Below are 19,198 nucleotides of genomic sequence, written 5' to 3'. Positions count from 1 at the left end.
CCTTTAGGATAGATCTTGATCCTTCTGCACCTTTGTTAATGTTCGACACAGTTGGTAGATATAACCCAACACTCAGGAATGACCCTGGGGGTTAATGGGGCATAATTTCGCCCTTAACCGAGTGAATGCTACAGTGTTCTAATAGGGAATTCTCACTCACGGGACCTATCAGAACGGCGGGGTGTCTGGGAGCAGGCGCCCCGCTTCCACGTTTAACCGACGTTCAGATCAACCGTCGCTTTCCAGTTTTGAGCGTAACTCACGTAAAATGGGTAAGGCTGCACGGACCCGGTCGCCGCCCAAATCACTTACCACCTCAGAAATCATCGGCGTTATACTGGCCAGAGCCCGATCACGCGCCTGACGACCAGCCGGGCTAATCGCCACCATCTTGCGACGCGCATCGTCCCAATCCGGACGAATATGGATATAGCCAGCCACTTCCAGTTTACTTAGCGTATTCGTCATAGCGCCACGTGTGACGTGGAACGCCTTAGCGAGCTGTGCTGGGGATCTCTCCAAACCGGCACCTGCCAAATGATTTAGCACTGAAAAATGCGACAGCTCCATACCTTTGGGCAGCGCCTTGGTCAGTCGCGCACGAGCTAGTTGATCAGCCATTAAAATCTCGCTGAACAGCGAAACCGCAAGAGAATTATTATCGTCCATTAGGGTCCGTCGAAATCCCGATCATGAGTCAGTGAAGGCACGCGCCTGCGCGCTTCTGCCACTTTTTCCATATCAAGATCAACGTAACTCACACCTGAGTTAATTCCAGCATCCACCAAGACTTCTCCCCAAGGAGCGACCACGAGTGAATGACCATAGGTCTGCCGACGGGCACCTACACTTGCCAGATGTCGGCCGGTTTGAGCAGGAGCCAAGATATAACAACCCGTCTCAATCGCGCGGGCGCGTAGCAACACATGCCAATGCGCTGCGCCCGTCACATGTGAGAACGCCGCAGGAACGGTCAGGATTTCAGCACCCGCATGGGCCAGTGCCCGGTGCAGGTATCCGAACCGGACATCATAACAAATGCTCATGCCCACCCGACCAAACGGTGTGTCTGTCACAACTGCCCTGTCACCAGGCCGATAGCCGTCGGATTCGCGATAAGTTTCTTCTGGCGTCACATCCACGTCAAACATGTGGATCTTATCATAACGTGCTGTGATCTCGCCCTGTGGCGAAATCAGGAATTGTCGATTGGCAAACCGACCCTCGGCATCATGTGTCTTGACCGCCAATGAGCCCAACAACAGCCAGATCCCATGCCGCGCTGCTGCATCTTGCAGCGCCGCTAATGTTGGATCGTCTTCTTCGTGATGCAATACGGCCTGCTGGTGCCTGCGACTGGCACTCAGACAATTGGTAACTTCTGGGGTCAGCACAAATCCAGCACCGCCCAAGACGGCCTCATCCAACATCTTTTCAACCATGCCCAGATTTTCACCCGGGTTATCACTTGATGTCATCTGCAACAGGGCCGTACGCATAAAAAGACTCCGGTATTAGGCTGCCAGGAGCGGATCCAGCTTACCTGCTTGCTCCAGTGCGAACAAATCATCGCAGCCACCCACATGAGTGTCGCCTACAAAGATCTGCGGAACTGTACGACCGCCGTTGGCACGCTGGATCATTTCTGGCTTGCGGTCCGGTTGAGCCAGTACATTCACCTCAGCAAAGTTCACGCCCTTTTGGGTCAACAGCCGCTTGGCTGCATGGCAAAATCCGCACAGTGGCGAAGTATATATTTCGACCGTTTTCATTTGGGTCTCCGTTTCATTCAGCTTTGACGTTGTGGGGGATTTGGGGGGGCAATGCAACAATTGCGAGGGCCACGCGAAAACGTGATCGATAATTCACTGCTTGGTGACACGGGCCAGTGTTACCACCCGAACATCAGCTGCGCCCCCTTGCAGGCAAGCGTCGCTGCAGGCAGTCAGAGTGGCGCCTGACGTCATTACGTCATCCACCAGCAAAATGACCCGCCCTTGCATCAGCACCCGATGTCGGGTGTTTGCCGATATGGCATCGCCCAGCGCCGCAAATCGTTGCGCACGGGTCTTTCCGTCAAGAGAGGCAGTGCGTCGACGTCGTTGCAGCATGTCGACGCAGTACTCCAACCCGGTTTGTCGCGCCAGTTCACGCGCCAGCAAGGCTGATTGATTATAACGCCTCTTTAACAGACGGGTCCAATGCAACGGCACTGGCGCAATCAGCGGCGCATCATCCAGCAAGGCAGCTGAGGCTCGCACCATCCAGGCTGCAGCGGGCTTGGCAATATCAATGCGATCACCATGTTTAAGCGCCAGTATCAGCGCCCGCGCCTGATCCCGGTACAACAATGCCGCCCTTCCCCGGCTCCAAGCTCGTGGATGCGCCATGCAGTCATCGCACTCCAACCGAAAACCGTCGTTCGCACCCGGAACAGGCAGACCGCACCCATCACATATGGTACCACCTATAAACGGGGTGTCGCGCCAGCATGAACCACACAAGCCAAAATCGCTCTCGACCAAACCACCGCAGCCCAGACATCGCGGTGGGTAGATCAATGCAACAGCCGTTTGTATCTGCCTCAGCATCACCCTAAATAGCCCCCATGACCAAAGCATCCCAGACTCCGCCGACCTTGTTCGACCGCCAGGCTCTTCGCTTCCACCGTGACCGACACAAACGGGCAGCGTTGTTTCTGCATGATATGGCACGGGATGAGGTCGAGGATCGGCTTTCCATGGTTAATAGAACCTTTACGGACCCTGCCGTCGTCACCCCTTTTGCGGAGATTTGGCAAAACAGCCTCCCAAATGCAAAAATCGTGGCTGACGAAGATCTGATTACGTTGCAACCCGATGCCCATGATGTGGTTGTACACGCCATGTGCCTTCATTGGGCTAACGATCCTGTAGGGCAGTTGATCCAGTGTCGTCGCGCGCTAAAAGAAGACGGACTCTTGCTGGTGCTGATGTTGGGAGGTCAAACCCTGCATCAATTACGAAGTGTATTGGCCGAGGCTGAAACCAGAATCACGGGCGGTCTGTCACCGCGTGTCGCCCCTATGGGGGAAATTCGAGATCTGGGCGCGTTGTTGCAACGCGCCGGGTTGAATTTGCCGGTTGCGGATTTGATCCCACTGACTGCTGAATATCGCGATCTATTCCACCTGATGCACGACCTACGCGACATGGCTGAAACCAATGCCCTTGCCCATCGTCAGAAACAGCCGTCCTCAAGGCTGCTATTTGACATGGCGGACCACTTGTACCGCCAGCATTTTGCCAATGATCAGGATCGGTTGCCAGCCACGTTTGAGATGGTTTGCCTAACTGGCTGGTCACCTTCAGAGACACAGCAAAAACCACTGCGACCCGGATCTGCCCGTTCTCGTCTGGCGGATGCGCTAAAAGTCCCTGAAACCAAACTTCCAGAATAGTTCAAACGCGCCATTTGTCCGATTGACCCGCAGTGGGTTATGCCTATTCATCCGCCCGACCAAGCCTAACAGGATTCCGCTATGCTGGACGCTAAAACAAAAGCCACCTACCCTGCCAATCACCAAAAAATTCCGGCCGAAAAAGTGGGAATTCTGCTGGCCAACCTCGGCACCCCAGATGATTACTCATACTGGCCGATGCGGCGCTATCTGGGTGAGTTCCTGTCAGACCAGCGGGTTATCGATTATCCGAAGTGGAAGTGGCAGCCTTTGCTGCAACTGATCATCCTAACCAAACGTCCGTTCAGCTCCGGTGCTGCCTATAAATCGATCTGGAATCACGACAAGGGCGAAAGCCCGCTGATGACCATCACTAAAGATCAGACAGCAAAAATGGCAGCTACAATGCAGGAACGCTATGGCGATCAGGTCATGGTTGATTTCTGTATGCGCTACGGAAATCCCTCAACCCAGTCCAAAGTCCGGGCAATGGTCGATGCAGGTTGCACAAAGATTCTATTCCTGCCTCTCTATCCACAATACGCCGGTGCCACCTCAGGCACCGCCAACGACGAATTTTTCCGTGCACTGACGAAAGAGACTTGGCAGCCCGCCGCACGGACAGTCCCAGCTTATTTTGACCACCCCAGCTATATAGATGCGCTGGCAGGATCAATTTCCGAAGCCTATACCAAGATGGAAAAACGCCCTGATATTCTGGTTTGCTCTTATCACGGAATGCCAGAACGCTATCTTCAGCAAGGCGACCCTTATCATTGCCAGTGCCAAAAAACTACACGGCTCCTACGCGAACGGTTAGGCTGGAACGACACTGATCTGGTCACAACCTTCCAGTCGAAATTCGGCCCGGAGGAATGGTTGAAACCCTATACGGTGGACCATGTTGCCGACTTGGCCAAACAAGGTAAGAAATCCATCGCTGTGGTGGCCCCCGCATTTTCCGCTGACTGCATCGAAACATTAGAAGAGATCAACGACGAGATCCGCGAGAGTTTTGAACATGCGGGCGGTGAGAGCTTTACCTATATTCCTTGCTTGAACGACGATGATGCCCATATCGCCGCACTGGCAAAGGTAATCGAAGAGAATTTGCAAGGCTGGCTGGACTAACCAGTCAGTAGCAATAAAGTGGCGAAAACCTAAAAACTAGGCGAGCCATTCCGATTGGCAATCGCCATAAATGCCGATTGGGAAAGAACAAATGAGTGAACATCATTGGGCAGCAACCCTGCAAGAACACTGGGACATCACTGCTGGCCTAAGCCGCTTGGACGGCGAATATGATCTGAACTTCCTTGCCGAAGGACACGATGGTCAGGGTTACATTCTGAAAGCAATGCGCCCCGGGTGTGAACCTTGGTTGGTTGAAGTACAGATCTTAGCCTTGGAACACATCGCTACAGAACAGCCCGATCTACCCTGTCCCCGTGTGATCCGGACCCCTTCCGGATCTGCGATGTTGGAACTTCCTGATAACAATGGGGATCTGCGGTTGGTCTGGCTGCAAAACCGGTTACCGGGACGCTGTTATGCCAAGACAGAACCCAAGACACTGGAGCTTATTCATGAGATTGGCCACGTTCTTGGGCTATCGTCTGATGCACTAAAAAATTTCCGCCACGATGGCCTGGAGCGTGATTTCAAGTGGGACTTGATGCAAGCTGGTTGGATTGCAAAGGAATTGGACTGCGTCACGGATCCAAGCCGACGCGCTATCCTGAGTGAAGTCGCGTCAGGTTTTTCGGAGATTGAGCCATCATTGGCTAACCTGCCAAAACAGGCGATCCACAATGACGCAAATGATTACAACATCTTGGTTGCCGGCGAACTGAACGATCCGCGAAAAGTGTCTGGCCTGATAGACCTTGGCGACATGTGCACCGCGCCTAGAATTTGCGACCTGGCGATCGCCGGAGCTTACATTGTCTTGGACCATGCCAAACCCGAACAAGCGCTGGCTGCATTGGTTGCCGGATATCACGCCGCGAACCCACTTACCCCTGCTGAAGTTGATCTGATCTGGCCGCTTTTACGCGCCCGACTGGCGGTCAGCGTAGTCAATTCGACCCTTATGGCGGCAGACAACCCCGATGACCCCTATGTGGTGATATCTCAGGCCCCAGCTTGGCGTTTTCTGGAGAACCACCCTATTCACCAGGGTTTGTTGACCGCACAGTTACGCGCAGCCTGTGGCTTGCCAGTAGTTGATGGGGCCGATCGAGTATTGGCCTATTTGGATACAGAACGTGGTAGTTTTGCGCCCCTGATGGGCACAGATTTGGCTAACACACCCATGGGATCCCTATCTGTCGAAAACTCGACATGGCCACAAAACCCGTTTCACATGTCGCTGGAAGAAGCTGCCCGGGTTGGTGAGGAATTCGGCACAGATCTGTGGTTGGGGTACTATCATGAGCCTCGATTAATCTATGCGGAACCCGCTTTTCGAAAAGGCCCATACAAAGCCAGTAACCGACGAACAGTTCACCTTGCTGTGGATGGCTTTGCACCAGCGGAGACACCCCTTTATGCGCCATTGCAGGGTGAAGTGTTTGTGGTCGAGAATCGCAACAACCATCTGGATTATGGCGGCGTTATTATCCTGCGCCATAAGACCCCGGATAATGACTCATTTTACACGCTCTATGGCCATCTAAACCCAGAGTGCTGTGACCGATTGAACCCTGGTGACATCATTGAAAAGGGTTCTGAGTTTTGTCGTCTGGGCAATGCCAACCAAAACGGTGGCTGGGCTCCGCATGTTCATTTCCAACTGGCCCTTACAACAGAAGGCATTGAAACGGATTGGCCCGGCGTGGCGGATCCGGATGAAATGGTTTTGTGGCAGGCAATTTGTCCCAACCCCGCAGCACTGCTAAACTTGCCAGACGATAAGGTAATATATCAGCCAACCAACAAAGATGAGGTTCTGGCTGGGCGCAAAGCGCATTTCGGTGGCAATCTATCCCTTACCTATTCGGACCCGGTAATGTTAGTTCGTGGCTGGAAACACCATCTGTTTGATGAATGGGGTCGCCCCTATCTGGATGCCTATAACAACGTTCCACATGTTGGTCACGCTCACCCACGTATTCAGGCTGTCGCTGCGGATCAGCTGAAGCGAATGAACTCGAACACCCGCTACTTGCATCCCGCACAAACCGCATTTGCCGACAAAGTCCTGTCCAAGCTCCCTGATTCATTCGAAGTCTGTTTCTTTGTCAATTCGGGCACAGAGGCCAACGAACTGGCCCTGCGACTGGCCCGTGCTCATACTGGCGCCAAAGGCATGGTAACACCCGATCATGGCTATCACGGCAATACCACTGGTGTGATTGATGTCTCGGCCTACAAATTCAACGCCAAAGGTGGCAGCGGCCAGGCGGATTGGGTGGAACTTGTCGAAGTTGCTGATGACTACCGTGGGTCGTTCAAACGTGATGATGCCAGCCGTGCAGAAAAATTTGCCGATCTTGTCGAACCGGCAATTGAGGTTCTTCAGAACAAAGGTCACGGTGTAGCTGGCTTTATTGCCGAAACCTTCCCTTCGGTTGGCGGTCAGATCATCCCACCCAAGGGATACCTATCCTCTGTCTATGAAAAAATCCGCGCAGCTGGCGGTGTCTGTATTGCTGACGAAGTGCAAACCGGGCTTGGACGCCTCGGTGACTTCTACTTTGGCTTTGAACATCAAGAAGCGTTGCCTGACATCGTGGTGATGGGAAAACCTATTGGAAATGGGCACCCCTTGGGAGTTTTGGTAACAACCAAAGCAATCGCTGACAGCTTTGCCCAGGGACCGGAGTTTTTCTCTACCTTTGGTGGGTCCACTCTGTCTTGCCGAATTGGCAAAGAGGTTCTGGATATTGTCGATGATGAAGATTTGCAGGGCAATGCCCGTCAAATGGGTGCTCTGTTGATCGACGGGTTACGCACGTTAGAGCAAAAATATGATTGCGTTGGCGATGTACGCGGCATGGGACTGTTTCTGGGGTTGGAGTTGATCAATCCTGACGGATCTGAAGCAACTCAGATAAGTTCTTACGTTAAAAACAGAATGCGCGACTATCGCATTCTAATCGGTAGCGAAGGACCCAAGGACAATATCCTGAAAATTCGACCACCTCTGACGATTGATGATGAAGGCGTCGAAATGATCCTGACCGCTCTGGACAAAGTACTATCTGAAATTGATTGACCTGAACTTCAGCTAAGATTGATGTAGTAGCAAACAAAAAGGGCGGTGGAAAACCACCGCCCTTTCCGTAACTGATAGTAAGCAATATTAGCTGCTCGCTACAGCCGCGCCAACCAGAACCAGCAGCAGCAATGGCAACAGGATACCATTCGAAGAGCTGCCAGCTTCTTCGATGATTACAGGTGGCTCAACTTGGGGCTCAGCATAGCTACCGGCAAATGCGGTTGAAGCAGCACCGGACAGAGCAGCGGCGAGAACGAGTTTTTTCATAGTAGTCTCCAATGTAGGCAAGGTTATCTAACCATGGCCTATTTTACCAAATCATTTCCGGGTTCTTTTACACTACTAAAACCCTGAATTGTAAATATCTGTTAGTAAATAATCAAACTGGCAGCAAAAAAGGCGATGGAAAACCACCGCCCTTTCCGTAACTGATAGTAAGCAATATTAGCTGCTTGCAACAGCCGCGCCAACCAGAACCAGCAGCAGCAGTGGCAGCAGGATACCGTTGGAAGAGCTACCAGCTTCTTCGATGATTACGGGTGGCTCAACGATGGGCTCAGCATAGCTACCGGCAAATGCGGTCGAAGCAGCAGCGGACAGAGCAGCGGCGAGAACGAGTTTTTTCATATTAACCTCCAGAAAAAGGCGCGACCATTCAAATATGGTCTACGCAGCCAAGACATACCTCGTGGTTTTTTCTAACCAGTAAAAACCCGAGATTGCAAATGCTTGTTGAGAGAAACCGACCTAGCCGGGACATAATGTGGTCAAATAAGCAACACTTGGGTGCCTATCTTAGCCATCCCAAAAAGCTGTGCAATGTGTTCATTATAAAGGCCAATACAGCCATTGGAAGACTTTCGTCCAATTTTACGCGTATCATGGGTTCCATGAATCCGATAATACTTCCAGCTGAGATACAATGCGTGGCTTCCCAAAGGATTGTCCGGACCCGGTGGAACATAAGACGGCCACTCTGGATTGCGCTTTCGCATATTAGGGGTCGGCGACCAGGACGGGCCTTCGACTTTACGTATAATGCTGGTGCGACCACGGCGGGTCAAATCATCAGACACTGGCACTGATGATGGGAACAGTTTGTAAGTTGCCCCATCTGCGGACCAGTAATGTAATGCGCGACTGTCGATATCGACCAAAATCGCACCACCACGCAGGTTGTCGAAATATGGTTGCCAGTTCTTGGCCCGAAACGCTGAGATATTGCGGCGCACTGGGGCTTCTGCTTCTGCCGCTGGGCGCAATGGATCGATAACGGGGTCAGCGTCGGGGTCAGCAGTGACTTGCGCCAAAGCTGGGGCACCCAGAATCGCCGCTGAGCCGGTCAAAAACAACCTGCGGGACGGGGTTTGGAATGGCTTAGAAGACATGAACGTCATTACCTGCACAAATGGAATCTATCATGGCGCATATTATGGCGTGAATGCCTCAGTCGCAAATCAATCCCTTGTCACCACGAGCATTTTACCGCCAGCACGTTTGCGCCAAAGCCACACTAAGGCTAAGTGCTGTAGCTAGATATTAGACAAGGTGCAAAATGAAGCGTGTATTATTGATTGTTGTCGCAGCCGTGCTGACCCTAGCTGTCGCCTGTACCCCAGTGCCCAATGGAGGTTCAAGTGGTAGCGGCAAGGCCTATCGAATCCGCAATGCCGACAAGGTTCAGTTCCGCATGCTTGATTCGGTAAATGCGTTGCGACAGGCCTCTGGCAACCCAGTGGTGCAGCTGAACGGTCAGCTAAACGCTGCGGCCGCTACACATTCTCGTGACATGTCCGTACAAAACAGACCGTGGCATTTTGGATCTGACGGGTCGTCGCCTTTGGACCGTGTTGCCCGTACCGGATACACTGGCACCATGCTTGGAGAAGCCATTTCTGAAACCTATGAAGGCGAAGTGGAAACTCTTTCAGCCTGGATGGAAGACCCCAGCACCCGAGCAGTCATCATGGACCCCAAGGCAGTCAATTTGGGTTTTTCCTGGTTTCAGGAAAGCAACGGCAAAATTTGGTGGACGCTGGTTATGGGCGGGTAATTCTACAGACCAGCTAGCACCTACAAAGGCGGCCCTGAGCCGCCTTTAGTTGTTTCTGGCAATGTGAAATTCTGAGAATTCAGACCGCAAACACTTATAGTTAGCCGCCAGACTTACAGCCGTAGGGTAATCGTGGTGCCATTGCCGACCATGGAATAGATTTCTTCGATCTCATCGTTTGACACGGCAATACAGCCAGCAGTCCAATCATCTACCCGTGCAGCCCTCCGACGGGCCTTTGCGTCATTGGGTTGTCCGTGAATGAAAATTTCACCACCGGGCCTTTTACCCAGAGCATTGGCTTCGGCAACGTCCTGAGTATTGGGATATGAAATACCTACCGACAGATGATAGGAACTATTGGGATTACGGCGATTAATCACATAAGTACCTTCGGGCGTTTTCCCATCGCCTTCTACCGTCTTGGCGCCTGAAGGCGCAAACCCCAGATCGACTTTATATTCACGCAGCACTTCTTCGTTGTGCAACAGGTACATTTTGCGTGCACCCTTGTTGATCACCACTGAGGTAACTTCGGGGCCATGGTAACTCTGGAATTTGTTGGATGCATTACCACAACCAGCTACGGATAATGTAGCGGCTGCGCCCAACCCAAATGCTCGTCTGTTCATTTTGATAGCTCTGGTTTCTGCTCGTTTTTAGCTTTTTGCCAGACTATCCCTAAACACTTCGTTAACCAAAATCACTTCTTAGCAATTTGTTCATTTTGCGCGGGCAACCGCCGCTCGATGGCTTCGAGCCGGGCCAGAACCTGATCACGATAGGCATCAGTACGTTCGGTGTCCTCGACACTGTGGGCGTCTTGCATCGAATTCACAATCAGACCCACGAGCAAGTTCACTACCGCAAAGGTGGTGACCATGATGAAGGGCACAAAGAACACCCAAGCATAGGGGAACACCACCATCACCGGCCGTACAATCCCCATTGACCAGCTTTCTAGCGTCATGATTTGGAACAAGGAGTAGGCGCTGTGCCCTAACGTACCAAACCATTCTGGAAACGTTCCGCCAAACAGTTTGGTCGCAATCACCGAACCAATATAGAAAATGATCGCCATCAACAAAAACACCGAGCCCATACCGGGCAAGGCCGTAATAAATCCTTCGACAACCCGGCGCAGGCTGGGCGCAACGGAAATCACGCGTAGTACCCGAAGGATTCGCAAGGCACGCAAAACTGAAAGCCCCTGTGCGCCAGGCACCAACGCTATTCCAACAATGATAAAATCAAATATATTCCAGCCACTAAAAAAGAATCTGTGTCGCCGCACCACTAGTTTAGCCAAAATTTCGAGAACAAAAATAGCCAGACACATCTCGTCGATCAGCGTAATGACCCCACCGGCTCGTGCCATAATAGATGGCGCGGTCTCCAAACCCAATGTCACTGCATTCACCAGAATGACCGCGGTAATGAAGTGGCCAAACCGGGCGCTGTCCAAGATGGCCGTAAGGCGTTGAAGAATATTCATAATGGGGTTTCCGGATTTGGGATCAGTCGGCAAGGGTGAAGGATGCAACCAGTTCGGTATGGGATGACCAGCGAAACTGGTCAACAACTTGAACCCAGTTCAGATGATAGCCGGCCTCGACCAACACCTTGGCATCACGGGCAAAACTGACCGGATTACATGACACATAGGCGATGGTCTTGGTGCGGGCCTCAATCAGCTCAGCCACCTGTGCCTCGGCACCGGCGCGGGGTGGATCGAGAACTGCGGCCTCGTAAAAGGCTCCAAAAGGATTCAGCTCATCAGGCATCATTGGACGGCGGTACAAGTCACGAGCAACCGCTTTGACCAGTTTCAAACCCTTGGCCTGACGCCATCCGGCCTCTAGTGCCTGGATCATTTCCGGGTCACCTTCAACTGCCAGCACCTCAGCCTGCTTTGCCAGGGGCAGCGCAAAGGTGCCACAGCCTGCAAACAAATCAACAATGCGCTTAGCGCCCTGAACGATGTCTTGCACTGCTGCCAGCAGTGCCGCCTCACCATCACGGGTGGCCTGCAAAAAACTACCCGGTGGCGGACAGATCTTTGCATTGCCAAATGTTTGGGTGGGTGGCTGGGTCATGGCGATTTGCTCATCATCCCAAGTCAAACGGGTGATACCCAGTTTTTCAACCGATTGAGCCAGCGACAATCGCAATGGGCCATCCAACGGTTTGCCGTTTTTGACCAGCACATCCAGGCCAATGTCAGACAGGGTCACGGTGACCGCCAGTGGTGTTTTGCGACTGGCACCGATCAATGCCAAATTTTCAGCCATCGGAATCGCAGCCAACAGGTCTGGATCCAATAAGTGACAATCCGGGATTTGTGTAATCACGCCTGAGGCACGGCCGTGAAATCCTGCCATTGCACCTTTTTTGGTACGCCGCACCGCCAGTGTCGCGCGGCGGCGAGAGTGCGACGGAGAGGTGTGAATAGGGCGAAACTCTGTTTCCAGCCCCTGCGCGGTCAATGCATTGCGCACGATGCCTTGTTTCCACTCAGCCACGAACCCATCATCCGCGTGTTGCAACTGGCAACCGCCACAGGATTTATAGTGGCGACAAGGCGCCTGCACCCTGTGGTCCGACGGCGTTTCAATACGAATGTCGCCCAGCGCACTGCCATCGACAATACCGGTAATCACCTCACCCGGCAGGGTACGAGGGGCAAATAATGGGCCTTCGGCGACTCCGTCACCTTGGTGTCCGAGACGAGTGATGCTGGCGGTGGTTCTGGCTGATGTACTCATAAGCGCCCTGATACAGTCCGCAGAGCGCTTTGGCAAAAGCCTTATTCCGCCGCCTCGGCCTCCGTCTCAGTTCGAATGAACCCACCCGACTGTCGGGCCCAAAATTGCGCATACAATCCACCCTCAGCCAGTAGCTGATCGTGGCTACCACTTTCTGCAATGCGGCCCTGATCCATCACAATGATCCGGTCCATTTCGCTAAGCGTCGACAATCGGTGTGCAATTGCCAAAACGGTTTTACCCTCCATCACCCGGTGCAGGGCAGACTGGATCGCTGCCTCGACTTCAGAATCCAGAGCCGAGGTCGCCTCGTCCAAGACCAGAATTGGCGCGTCTTTTAGGATTGCGCGGGCAAGAGCAATACGCTGACGCTGCCCACCAGACAGCTTCACACCGCGTTCACCTAGGTGGGCATCGTATCCCTGCCGCCCCTGGCCATCCTGCAGCAAGGCAATGAAATCGTCCGCTTCGGCTTTACTGGCCGCATCAATCAATTCGGCTTCGCTGGCATTTGGGCTTCCATACAAGATGTTATCGCGTGCTGAGCGGTTGAACATCGCGGTTTCCTGCGTGACCATGCCAATCTGACGACGCAAAGAGTTTTGGCAAACATTTGAGATGTCTTGACCGTCAATTAGAATACGTCCAGATTCGCCGTCATAGAGCCGCATTAGCAGTGAAACCAAGGTGGATTTCCCAGCACCCGAAGCGCCAACGATGCCTAGTTTTTCGCCTGGCTTGATCGTCAGAGAAATGCCCTGAATGCCCCCAATATCGCGACCGTAAGCAAATCCGGCATTGTCAAAAACGATCTCACCACGGGGGACAACAAGATCCACCGCATCATTGGCATCTTCGACACGATTTCGCACGGTCAGTGTTTTCATACCGTTTTCGATTTCACCGATGTTGGAATAGATCCCCATCAAGGTGAAGCTAACCCAACCGGTCATCTGAGCAATCCGGATCGACACCGCACCTGCTGCAACAATATCGCCTTCGGTCGCTTGCCCCGACTGCCAGAGTAGCAGTGTCGCTCCGATCAACAGTACCGGTAGCAACCCAGCCAGTGTCATCAGGGCGAACCGAAAACCCGCCGCAAGATAGCCAAAGCTCAGCGCCTTAGTTCGAAAATCACCCATAGCATCTTGAGCAGTCTTTTCCTCGTGATCAGCATGGGCAAACAACTTAACCGTTTTGATGTTGGTGATGGAATCCACAACCTGCCCTGTAACCATCGCTTTGGCCCCGGCCCGTGTACCGGCCCGTATACGCACCCGTGGCAAGAACCAGCTGATCACCGCGAAATAGCCAACCAACCAAACAAGAAACAGTACCGTAATACGCAGATCAATTGCTCCAAGCAGCGCCATTGTGCCAATCATCGAGGCCAGAGCAAATGCTACGACATTGATGACCTCTGACGCGACAGAGGTCACCGCACTGGCAGTTTGCATTTGTTTTTGCGCAATGCGACCGGCAAAATCGTCATCAAAAAAGCTAACCGACTGCCCTAAGACCCATCGATTCAACCGGGACAGAACCATTGGGTTTACGTTTGGCTGCACGATGATCGAATTCGACACCGCAGACAAAGTGAACAGAACCGGGCGAATGATCAGAAAGAAACCGATAGCGCCCGCGATAATCAGTAGGTTTTGAGATGTGAAAAACACCTGCGGACCGCTGGACACTGCAGTATCAATGACAAGACCAAGGATATAAGCGGTTCCAGCCTCCATCCCGCCAGCCAATGCCGAAAACATAGCTGCCAAGATCAACATCGGCCAAGCCCCGGACAGGCTCCAGCGCAGGAAGGGCCAAAGAGTTTGCGGCGGCGGCCCTACTGCAGGGCGAAATGCGTCGATCCAATTTCCAATATTCATTCTGCTGCCTCGATATTCAGGAAACCACCCGACTGTCGCGCCCAAAATTGGGCATATTGCCCCTGCGCAGCCAGTAGATCATCGTGACTACCTTGTTCCACTATCCGACCCTGGTCCAGCACCAGAATTCGATCCATCTGTGCGATGGTGGACAGCCTATGTGCAATTGCGATCACGGTCTTGCCCTCCATCATTCCATACAGAGTTTCCTGGATCACCGCCTCGACCTCGCTGTCCAGCGCGCTGGTTGCTTCGTCTAACAGCAGGATCGGCGCGTTTTTTAGAATTACGCGCGCCAGGGTCACCCGCTGACGCTGACCGCCAGACAGTTTGACCCCCCGTTCACCCACCTGCGCATCATAACCGGTGCGGCCCTGTGGATCCTCCAAATCTAGAATAAAATCATGTGCTTCAGCCTGTTTTGCCGCAGCAATCATCTCTTTTTCACTTGCCTCAGGACGGCCATATAAAATATTTTCGCGAACTGAACGATGCAACAGTGAGCTATCCTGCTGCACCATACCGATATTACTGCGTAGACTGTCTTGGGACACGGAGCGTATATCCTGCCCATCAATCAGAACCTGCCCACTTTCGGTGTCATAGAACCGCAGAAGCAGCTTCACCAAAGTAGATTTACCCGCGCCCGAGCGTCCAATTAGGCCAATCTTCTCGCCCGGTTTTATGGTTAGGTTGATATGATCCAATCCGCCTGTTTCTCGGCCGTAGTGGTGAGACAGATTACGTAGTTCAATCCCGCCCTCGGCCAGCTGCAGCTGAGTCGCATTGGCTGCATCAACCAAGTCGATAGGTTGGGCAATGGTCTCCATACCTTCGGCCACCACACCAAGTTGGCGAAAGAATGAAGTCAATGCCCACATTATCCAGCCAGTCATTGCGTTTAGTCGCAGAGTTAACGTGGCCGCTGCAGCAATCACCCCAACAGAAGACTGCCCAATCATCCATAGATAAATTGCCCAGCCGACAACACCGACAATCAGCAACCCATTCAGAGAAACCAAAACTGCATCCATGACAGTAAAAATGCGCATTTCCGTCTGAAACGTCTTGCGTGTATTTTCAATTACCTTTTTGGCTCCCGTAAGCTCCAGATCGTGATGCGCGAACATCTTGACAGAATGGATATTGGAGTAGGCATCCACCACCAGCCCCGTCACTGCCGACCGCGCATCCGAAGACGCTTGTGAAGCAGGCCCCACGTGTTTCACAGTCCAACGGACAAGAAATCCATAAAGAAGAAACCAGACCAGTAAGGGCAACAACAACCGCACATCTGCCACCATCAGCAGCAGCGCAGCGCCAATTAGATAGGCCAACGAGTACGAAATCGCGTCAAACACCTGAAACACCACTTCTCCCGCTGCGGGGGGCGTTTGCATGATACGATTGGCAATTCGGCCGGCAAAATCGTTCTCAAACCAGCCAACGGATTGCCGCAACACATGCCGATGGGCCCGCCAGCGGATCAGGGTACCAATGTTTGGTAGAATCGCATTATTCAGCAAGGCCACGTCCAGAAGCTGCAGAGCGGGCCGAACCAGTAAAATAAACAGCGCCATCAGGATCAGTTCGGTACCGTGCTTTTCCCAGACCTGTTGAGGTCCCTCACTTAGGAAATCGACCATATGGCCCATATAGTAGATCAGCCCGATTTCAATCGCGGCGACAACCAGCGACATTAGCCCGGTCCAGACAAAGACTCGGGTAAAAGGGCGGCAATATTCGCGCATAAATGGCCACAACCGCGTTGGCGGCGTGTCCTGTTCAGCATAGTCGCAATAGGGATCTACAAGGTTTTCAAAGTATCGAAACATGGGGGTGCTCCAGTTGAGCAAAATTTGAATGCAAATGCGGACAGCGGTGCCAAAGCACCCGTGTCAATCAGACAGGATATTGGCTTTAGGTGAACCAGATCCCACGATACATTTGCATTCCTCCGTCATTTGACAGGTTATTGATGGCCAATAGTTAGGACAGATTTTTATCTTTGTCACGCGCTTTGGTTGTGCTGTCGTTATTTTCGATTGGCCAATAGCGCCTCACGGGTCAGCGTAAACCCTGAGGTGATCCAATCAGACTCAAGTTGTTTCAACGTTTCTCCCAATTGTTTACCTGTAATTTCTGGCATCAAATCGCGCGCCGACAGCGGAAATTTCGCAGATTCACCAAAGGCAATTTCAGTCTCTAAATTGGACAATAAGGGTTGTTCCAACAATGCTGATCTCAATAGCAGCACATCCATCGCCTTTGTGGCGCCAAGCCGGTATCCCAGTTCAGATGGAGATGTGGTTCCCACAGCCTGATCGCGCAAAGTGATCCAATTGACGACCTGCGCCTTGCTTAGCCGCAAGTGTTCCCCGATGTCTGCACCGCCGAGCGCGGCCAATCGGCGTATAGCATCAGGAGCCTGCCCTGCTTCAAAACAGACCAGTGGCGCCAGCGCACGGTCATCCGCTCCGGGGAGCAAGCGAAGAAGCGCGCCGGACTGCCGCATTGCTGCGACTGCCGGGGCCGGATCATCAGCTGACAAAAGCTTAATTAGCTCAGCGCCAACCCTTTCACGCGACAATTGATCCAGACCATCCAGATTGGCTGCAATTGCCGCCAAAGCATCGGAATCAAACCCAGCATCTGGGTCACCGTACCAAGCATGAAACCGGAAATACCGTAGTGACCGCAAGTAGTCCTCGCGAATGCGGTTTTGTGCCGTACCAATAAATCGCACCTGGCGAGCCTGCAGATCTGCCATGCCGCCCAGAGGATCAACGACTGTTCCATCAGGACGTGCATACAGGGCGTTCATCGTGAAATCGCGCCGAGCAGCATCATCAGCGATGTCACTGGAAAATGCCACGGTAGCGCGGCGACCATCAGTCGCTACATCCTTGCGAAAGGTGGTGATTTCAAAGGGTATACCACCACTAACGAGTGTAATGGTTCCATGATCGATCCCAGTTGGAATCGCCTTGATCCCTGCCCGTTTGGCCAGTTGCATTACCGTTTCAGGCTGTGCATCCGTAGCCAAATCCAGATCCGAGACAGCGACACCCAAAAGCGCATTGCGGACACAGCCGCCGACAAAGAGCAACTGTGCTCCATCGGCGCAGATGGCATCACAAACCGCTTGAGTGTTGGGATCACTTAGCCATGGTTGATCAATCCGTGTCATCATTGCATCCGATCTGCTAGCCCGCGCAGCATTCGTGCAGTGGCACCCCATATATAGTAGGGACCATAAGGGACAGTAAAATAGAGCCGCCGTTCGCCCCGCCAAAACCTTGATTCAACAACATAGTTTTCGGGGTTCAGCAAATGGTTGAGCGGAACGGAAAACACCTCGTCGACCTCGCCCGGTTCGGGCTGTAACTGAAAATCACGGTCAATTATTGCTACGACGGGTGTGACCCGGAATCCAGTAACGGTTTCATGTTCGGGTAACTGACCGATAACTTTTGGAAGATCACGCGGCAGACCGACCTCCTCCCAGGCTTCGCGCAGAGCAGCAGCGGTAACATCGGCATCACCGTCATCCTGCTTGCCGCCCGGAAATGCGATTTGGCCCGGGTGATGCTTCAGTGCCGATGACCGCTTGGTGAGAATTACATGTGGTTCGCCACTAGTGGTAGAAATAGGCACCAATACGCCAGCAGGACGCAACTTGCGCCCTGCTGCTAGTTCAATATTCGGGTTCAAATCAAAATCCGACGAACCGGTCCCGGATCGCTCCAAAGCCGTTCGAAGGGTTTCGATCAGATCAGGCATTCGGCGGATTTTCCGCGTCAAACCCAACCGTTTTTGGATCGAGATTGTAATGGGAGCTGCAAAACTGGCAATCCGCCGTAATCCGTCCATCATCAGTCGTCATTTTTTGGAGATCCTGAGCGGAATAGATCGACAGGCTTTGACGCACGCGCTCTTCAGAACAGGTACAGCCAAATGTGACGCCCTGCGGGTCGAACACGCGCGGCTGCTCTTCATGGAAGAGGCGCAACAAGAGATCGGTTGGTGGAACCGAGGGGCCAATCAATTCAAGGTCCTCGACTGTGTCCAGCAGGATATTGACCCGATTCCAATTTTCGCCTTCTTCACCATCCACCAGATCAGCAGCGGTTAAGATCTCACCGTCACCTTCGGTCTGGGCGACAAAAGGGGATGCCTTGGGCATATGCTGCAACATTATACCGCCAGCCCGCCAATGCTCCGCACTTCCGGGTGTTGAAGATTTACCAAAACTTAGACCAAACCGGGTTGGTAACTGTTCAGATTGAGCAAAATAGGCTTCGGCACAGGCCGACAGCGACTCGCCATCCAACGAGGTGATACCTTGATAAGGTGTGTTACCTTCGCCCTGATCTATCAGAACTGCGAAATATCCGTCACCCACCTGATCAAATGGCACGCTGTCATCCAGCCGGTCAGCGTCATAGCTGGCATAGGCGCGAATTCTGGCCGGCTCGCCCTCGGCTTGTGGCGCATAATAGTCGGTTGCTATCATCCGAACCGGGCCTTTGGACTGTACCTGCAGTGACAGTTTCCAGCGCAATTTGATGGTCTGGCCGATCAACGCGGTCAACAATGCCATTTCGGCCACTAGGGCTTCGACTTGTGGCGGGTATTCATGTTGTTTCAGGATACCATCCAACACGCCATCCAGCCGCGCCACGCGGCCACGCATGTCGACAACATCAAGTTGAAATGGCAGGACTGTATCGTCCCAAGCGATTTGTGTTCCAAGAGTCATGGGGTTTCCTTACACGCCCGAGGTTGGCATATCGAGCCTATATAGGTGTATCACATTTGGATGAAAGGGGT

General features: G+C 52.8%; 19 protein-coding genes. 4 read left to right on the top strand and 15 right to left on the bottom strand.

Annotated features, from left to right (window positions below; genetic code table 11):
* Nucleotides 1-228: 228 nt before the first annotated feature.
* The 4 genes from FEE96_RS09225 to FEE96_RS09210 all read right to left on the bottom strand — a co-directional run bounded on the left by FEE96_RS09225 (nt 229) and on the right by FEE96_RS09210 (nt 2,591).
* On the bottom strand, nt 229-669 hold the full coding sequence (locus FEE96_RS09225; protein ID WP_138162748.1) for a MarR family winged helix-turn-helix transcriptional regulator: 441 nt from the start codon (nt 667-669) through the stop codon (nt 229-231).
* Nucleotides 669-1,499: a carbon-nitrogen hydrolase family protein gene (locus FEE96_RS09220; RefSeq protein ID WP_138162747.1), complete on the bottom strand. Its 831-nt coding sequence runs from the start codon at nt 1,497-1,499 to the stop codon at nt 669-671. Before FEE96_RS09220 ends, FEE96_RS09225 begins: the two co-directional genes overlap by 1 nt.
* Before the next feature lie 15 nt (nt 1,500-1,514).
* Nucleotides 1,515-1,772: a glutaredoxin 3 gene (gene grxC / locus FEE96_RS09215; RefSeq protein ID WP_138162746.1), complete on the bottom strand. Its 258-nt coding sequence runs from the start codon at nt 1,770-1,772 to the stop codon at nt 1,515-1,517.
* Between the two features lie 93 nt (nt 1,773-1,865).
* Nucleotides 1,866-2,591, bottom strand: coding sequence for a ComF family protein (locus FEE96_RS09210; protein ID WP_138163010.1), 726 nt, complete (start codon nt 2,589-2,591; stop codon nt 1,866-1,868).
* A gap of 17 nt (nt 2,592-2,608) precedes the next feature.
* On the opposite strand from FEE96_RS09210, the gene FEE96_RS09205 reads away from it, so the two are divergent.
* The 3 genes from FEE96_RS09205 (at nt 2,609) to FEE96_RS09195 (ending at nt 7,658) form a co-directional block, all read left to right on the top strand.
* Complete coding sequence (locus FEE96_RS09205) at nt 2,609-3,439, top strand: methyltransferase domain-containing protein (RefSeq protein WP_138162745.1); 831 nt, start codon at nt 2,609-2,611, stop codon at nt 3,437-3,439.
* 81 nt (nt 3,440-3,520) lie between these two features.
* Nucleotides 3,521-4,570, top strand: a complete 1,050-nt coding sequence (hemH, locus tag FEE96_RS09200; RefSeq protein WP_138162744.1) for a ferrochelatase — start codon at nt 3,521-3,523, stop codon at nt 4,568-4,570.
* 91 nt (nt 4,571-4,661) lie between these two features.
* Complete coding sequence (locus tag FEE96_RS09195) at nt 4,662-7,658, top strand: aminotransferase class III-fold pyridoxal phosphate-dependent enzyme (protein ID WP_138162743.1); 2,997 nt, start codon at nt 4,662-4,664, stop codon at nt 7,656-7,658.
* Nucleotides 7,659-7,745: 87 nt separating this feature from the next.
* Here the strand turns inward: FEE96_RS09195 and FEE96_RS09190 are convergent, their stop codons facing one another.
* From FEE96_RS09190 to FEE96_RS09180, 3 genes are all read right to left on the bottom strand, one after another.
* On the bottom strand, nt 7,746-7,928 hold the full coding sequence (locus FEE96_RS09190) for a hypothetical protein (protein WP_138162742.1): 183 nt from the start codon (nt 7,926-7,928) through the stop codon (nt 7,746-7,748).
* A 177-nt stretch (nt 7,929-8,105) separates the two neighbouring features.
* Entirely contained in the window at nt 8,106-8,288 is a 183-nt protein-coding gene (locus FEE96_RS09185; protein ID WP_138162741.1) for a hypothetical protein, read from the bottom strand.
* A gap of 140 nt (nt 8,289-8,428) precedes the next feature.
* Nucleotides 8,429-9,049, bottom strand: coding sequence for a L,D-transpeptidase (locus FEE96_RS09180; protein ID WP_138162740.1), 621 nt, complete (start codon nt 9,047-9,049; stop codon nt 8,429-8,431).
* Nucleotides 9,050-9,216: 167 nt separating this feature from the next.
* Between FEE96_RS09180 and dalA the strand changes: the two genes are divergently transcribed.
* Nucleotides 9,217-9,714, top strand: coding sequence for a divisome-associated lipoprotein DalA (gene dalA / locus FEE96_RS09175; protein ID WP_138162739.1), 498 nt, complete (start codon nt 9,217-9,219; stop codon nt 9,712-9,714).
* Nucleotides 9,715-9,827: 113 nt separating this feature from the next.
* Here the strand turns inward: dalA and FEE96_RS09170 are convergent, their stop codons facing one another.
* The 8 genes from FEE96_RS09170 to hslO all read right to left on the bottom strand — a co-directional run bounded on the left by FEE96_RS09170 (nt 9,828) and on the right by hslO (nt 19,127).
* Complete coding sequence (locus FEE96_RS09170) at nt 9,828-10,346, bottom strand: L,D-transpeptidase family protein (protein ID WP_138162738.1); 519 nt, start codon at nt 10,344-10,346, stop codon at nt 9,828-9,830.
* 71 nt (nt 10,347-10,417) lie between these two features.
* The gene (locus tag FEE96_RS09165; RefSeq protein WP_171021663.1) at nt 10,418-11,209 is read right to left on the bottom strand and encodes an ion transporter; all 792 of its coding nucleotides are present in this window, start codon (nt 11,207-11,209) and stop codon (nt 10,418-10,420) included.
* 22 nt (nt 11,210-11,231) lie between these two features.
* Nucleotides 11,232-12,479, bottom strand: coding sequence for a class I SAM-dependent RNA methyltransferase (locus FEE96_RS09160; RefSeq protein ID WP_138162737.1), 1,248 nt, complete (start codon nt 12,477-12,479; stop codon nt 11,232-11,234).
* A 41-nt stretch (nt 12,480-12,520) separates the two neighbouring features.
* Nucleotides 12,521-14,365, bottom strand: a complete 1,845-nt coding sequence (locus tag FEE96_RS09155; RefSeq protein WP_138162736.1) for an ABC transporter ATP-binding protein — start codon at nt 14,363-14,365, stop codon at nt 12,521-12,523.
* The gene (locus FEE96_RS09150) at nt 14,362-16,200 is read right to left on the bottom strand and encodes an ABC transporter ATP-binding protein (protein WP_138162735.1); all 1,839 of its coding nucleotides are present in this window, start codon (nt 16,198-16,200) and stop codon (nt 14,362-14,364) included. The genes FEE96_RS09155 and FEE96_RS09150 overlap by 4 nt, the downstream gene beginning before the upstream one ends.
* A 200-nt stretch (nt 16,201-16,400) precedes the next feature.
* Nucleotides 16,401-17,555 carry a CCA tRNA nucleotidyltransferase gene (locus tag FEE96_RS09145; RefSeq protein WP_138162734.1) on the bottom strand — a complete coding sequence of 385 codons (1,155 nt, stop codon included), beginning with the start codon at nt 17,553-17,555 and terminating at the stop codon, nt 16,401-16,403.
* Nucleotides 17,555-18,148: a CoA pyrophosphatase gene (locus FEE96_RS09140; protein ID WP_138162733.1), complete on the bottom strand. Its 594-nt coding sequence runs from the start codon at nt 18,146-18,148 to the stop codon at nt 17,555-17,557. Before FEE96_RS09140 ends, FEE96_RS09145 begins: the two co-directional genes overlap by 1 nt.
* Complete coding sequence (gene hslO, locus FEE96_RS09135) at nt 18,141-19,127, bottom strand: Hsp33 family molecular chaperone HslO (protein WP_138162732.1); 987 nt, start codon at nt 19,125-19,127, stop codon at nt 18,141-18,143. The genes FEE96_RS09140 and hslO overlap by 8 nt, the downstream gene beginning before the upstream one ends.
* Nucleotides 19,128-19,198 lie beyond the last annotated feature (71 nt).

It is taken from the genome of Parasedimentitalea maritima (genome assembly GCF_005771405.1).
Classification (GTDB): domain Bacteria; phylum Pseudomonadota; class Alphaproteobacteria; order Rhodobacterales; family Rhodobacteraceae; genus Parasedimentitalea; species Parasedimentitalea maritima.
This window is presented reverse-complemented; position numbering and strand designations above follow the sequence as displayed.

Coding starts and splice junctions, on each gene's coding strand:
- FEE96_RS09165 (WP_171021663.1), bottom strand. CDS start 11,209: ATGAATATTCTTCAACGCCTTACGGCCATCTTGGACAGCGCCCGGTTT.
- FEE96_RS09210 (WP_138163010.1), bottom strand. CDS start 2,591: ATGCTGAGGCAGATACAAACGGCTGTTGCATTGATCTACCCACCGCGA.
- FEE96_RS09185 (WP_138162741.1), bottom strand. CDS start 8,288: ATGAAAAAACTCGTTCTCGCCGCTGCTCTGTCCGCTGCTGCTTCGACC.
- FEE96_RS09190 (WP_138162742.1), bottom strand. CDS start 7,928: ATGAAAAAACTCGTTCTCGCCGCTGCTCTGTCCGGTGCTGCTTCAACC.
- dalA (WP_138162739.1), top strand. CDS start 9,217: ATGAAGCGTGTATTATTGATTGTTGTCGCAGCCGTGCTGACCCTAGCT.
- FEE96_RS09220 (WP_138162747.1), bottom strand. CDS start 1,499: ATGCGTACGGCCCTGTTGCAGATGACATCAAGTGATAACCCGGGTGAA.
- FEE96_RS09160 (WP_138162737.1), bottom strand. CDS start 12,479: ATGAGTACATCAGCCAGAACCACCGCCAGCATCACTCGTCTCGGACAC.
- FEE96_RS09170 (WP_138162738.1), bottom strand. CDS start 10,346: ATGAACAGACGAGCATTTGGGTTGGGCGCAGCCGCTACATTATCCGTA.
- hemH (WP_138162744.1), top strand. CDS start 3,521: ATGCTGGACGCTAAAACAAAAGCCACCTACCCTGCCAATCACCAAAAA.
- grxC (WP_138162746.1), bottom strand. CDS start 1,772: ATGAAAACGGTCGAAATATATACTTCGCCACTGTGCGGATTTTGCCAT.
- FEE96_RS09225 (WP_138162748.1), bottom strand. CDS start 669: ATGGACGATAATAATTCTCTTGCGGTTTCGCTGTTCAGCGAGATTTTA.
- FEE96_RS09205 (WP_138162745.1), top strand. CDS start 2,609: ATGACCAAAGCATCCCAGACTCCGCCGACCTTGTTCGACCGCCAGGCT.
- FEE96_RS09180 (WP_138162740.1), bottom strand. CDS start 9,049: ATGTCTTCTAAGCCATTCCAAACCCCGTCCCGCAGGTTGTTTTTGACC.
- hslO (WP_138162732.1), bottom strand. CDS start 19,127: ATGACTCTTGGAACACAAATCGCTTGGGACGATACAGTCCTGCCATTT.
- FEE96_RS09145 (WP_138162734.1), bottom strand. CDS start 17,555: ATGACACGGATTGATCAACCATGGCTAAGTGATCCCAACACTCAAGCG.
- FEE96_RS09195 (WP_138162743.1), top strand. CDS start 4,662: ATGAGTGAACATCATTGGGCAGCAACCCTGCAAGAACACTGGGACATC.
- FEE96_RS09155 (WP_138162736.1), bottom strand. CDS start 14,365: ATGAATATTGGAAATTGGATCGACGCATTTCGCCCTGCAGTAGGGCCG.
- FEE96_RS09150 (WP_138162735.1), bottom strand. CDS start 16,200: ATGTTTCGATACTTTGAAAACCTTGTAGATCCCTATTGCGACTATGCT.
- FEE96_RS09140 (WP_138162733.1), bottom strand. CDS start 18,148: ATGCCTGATCTGATCGAAACCCTTCGAACGGCTTTGGAGCGATCCGGG.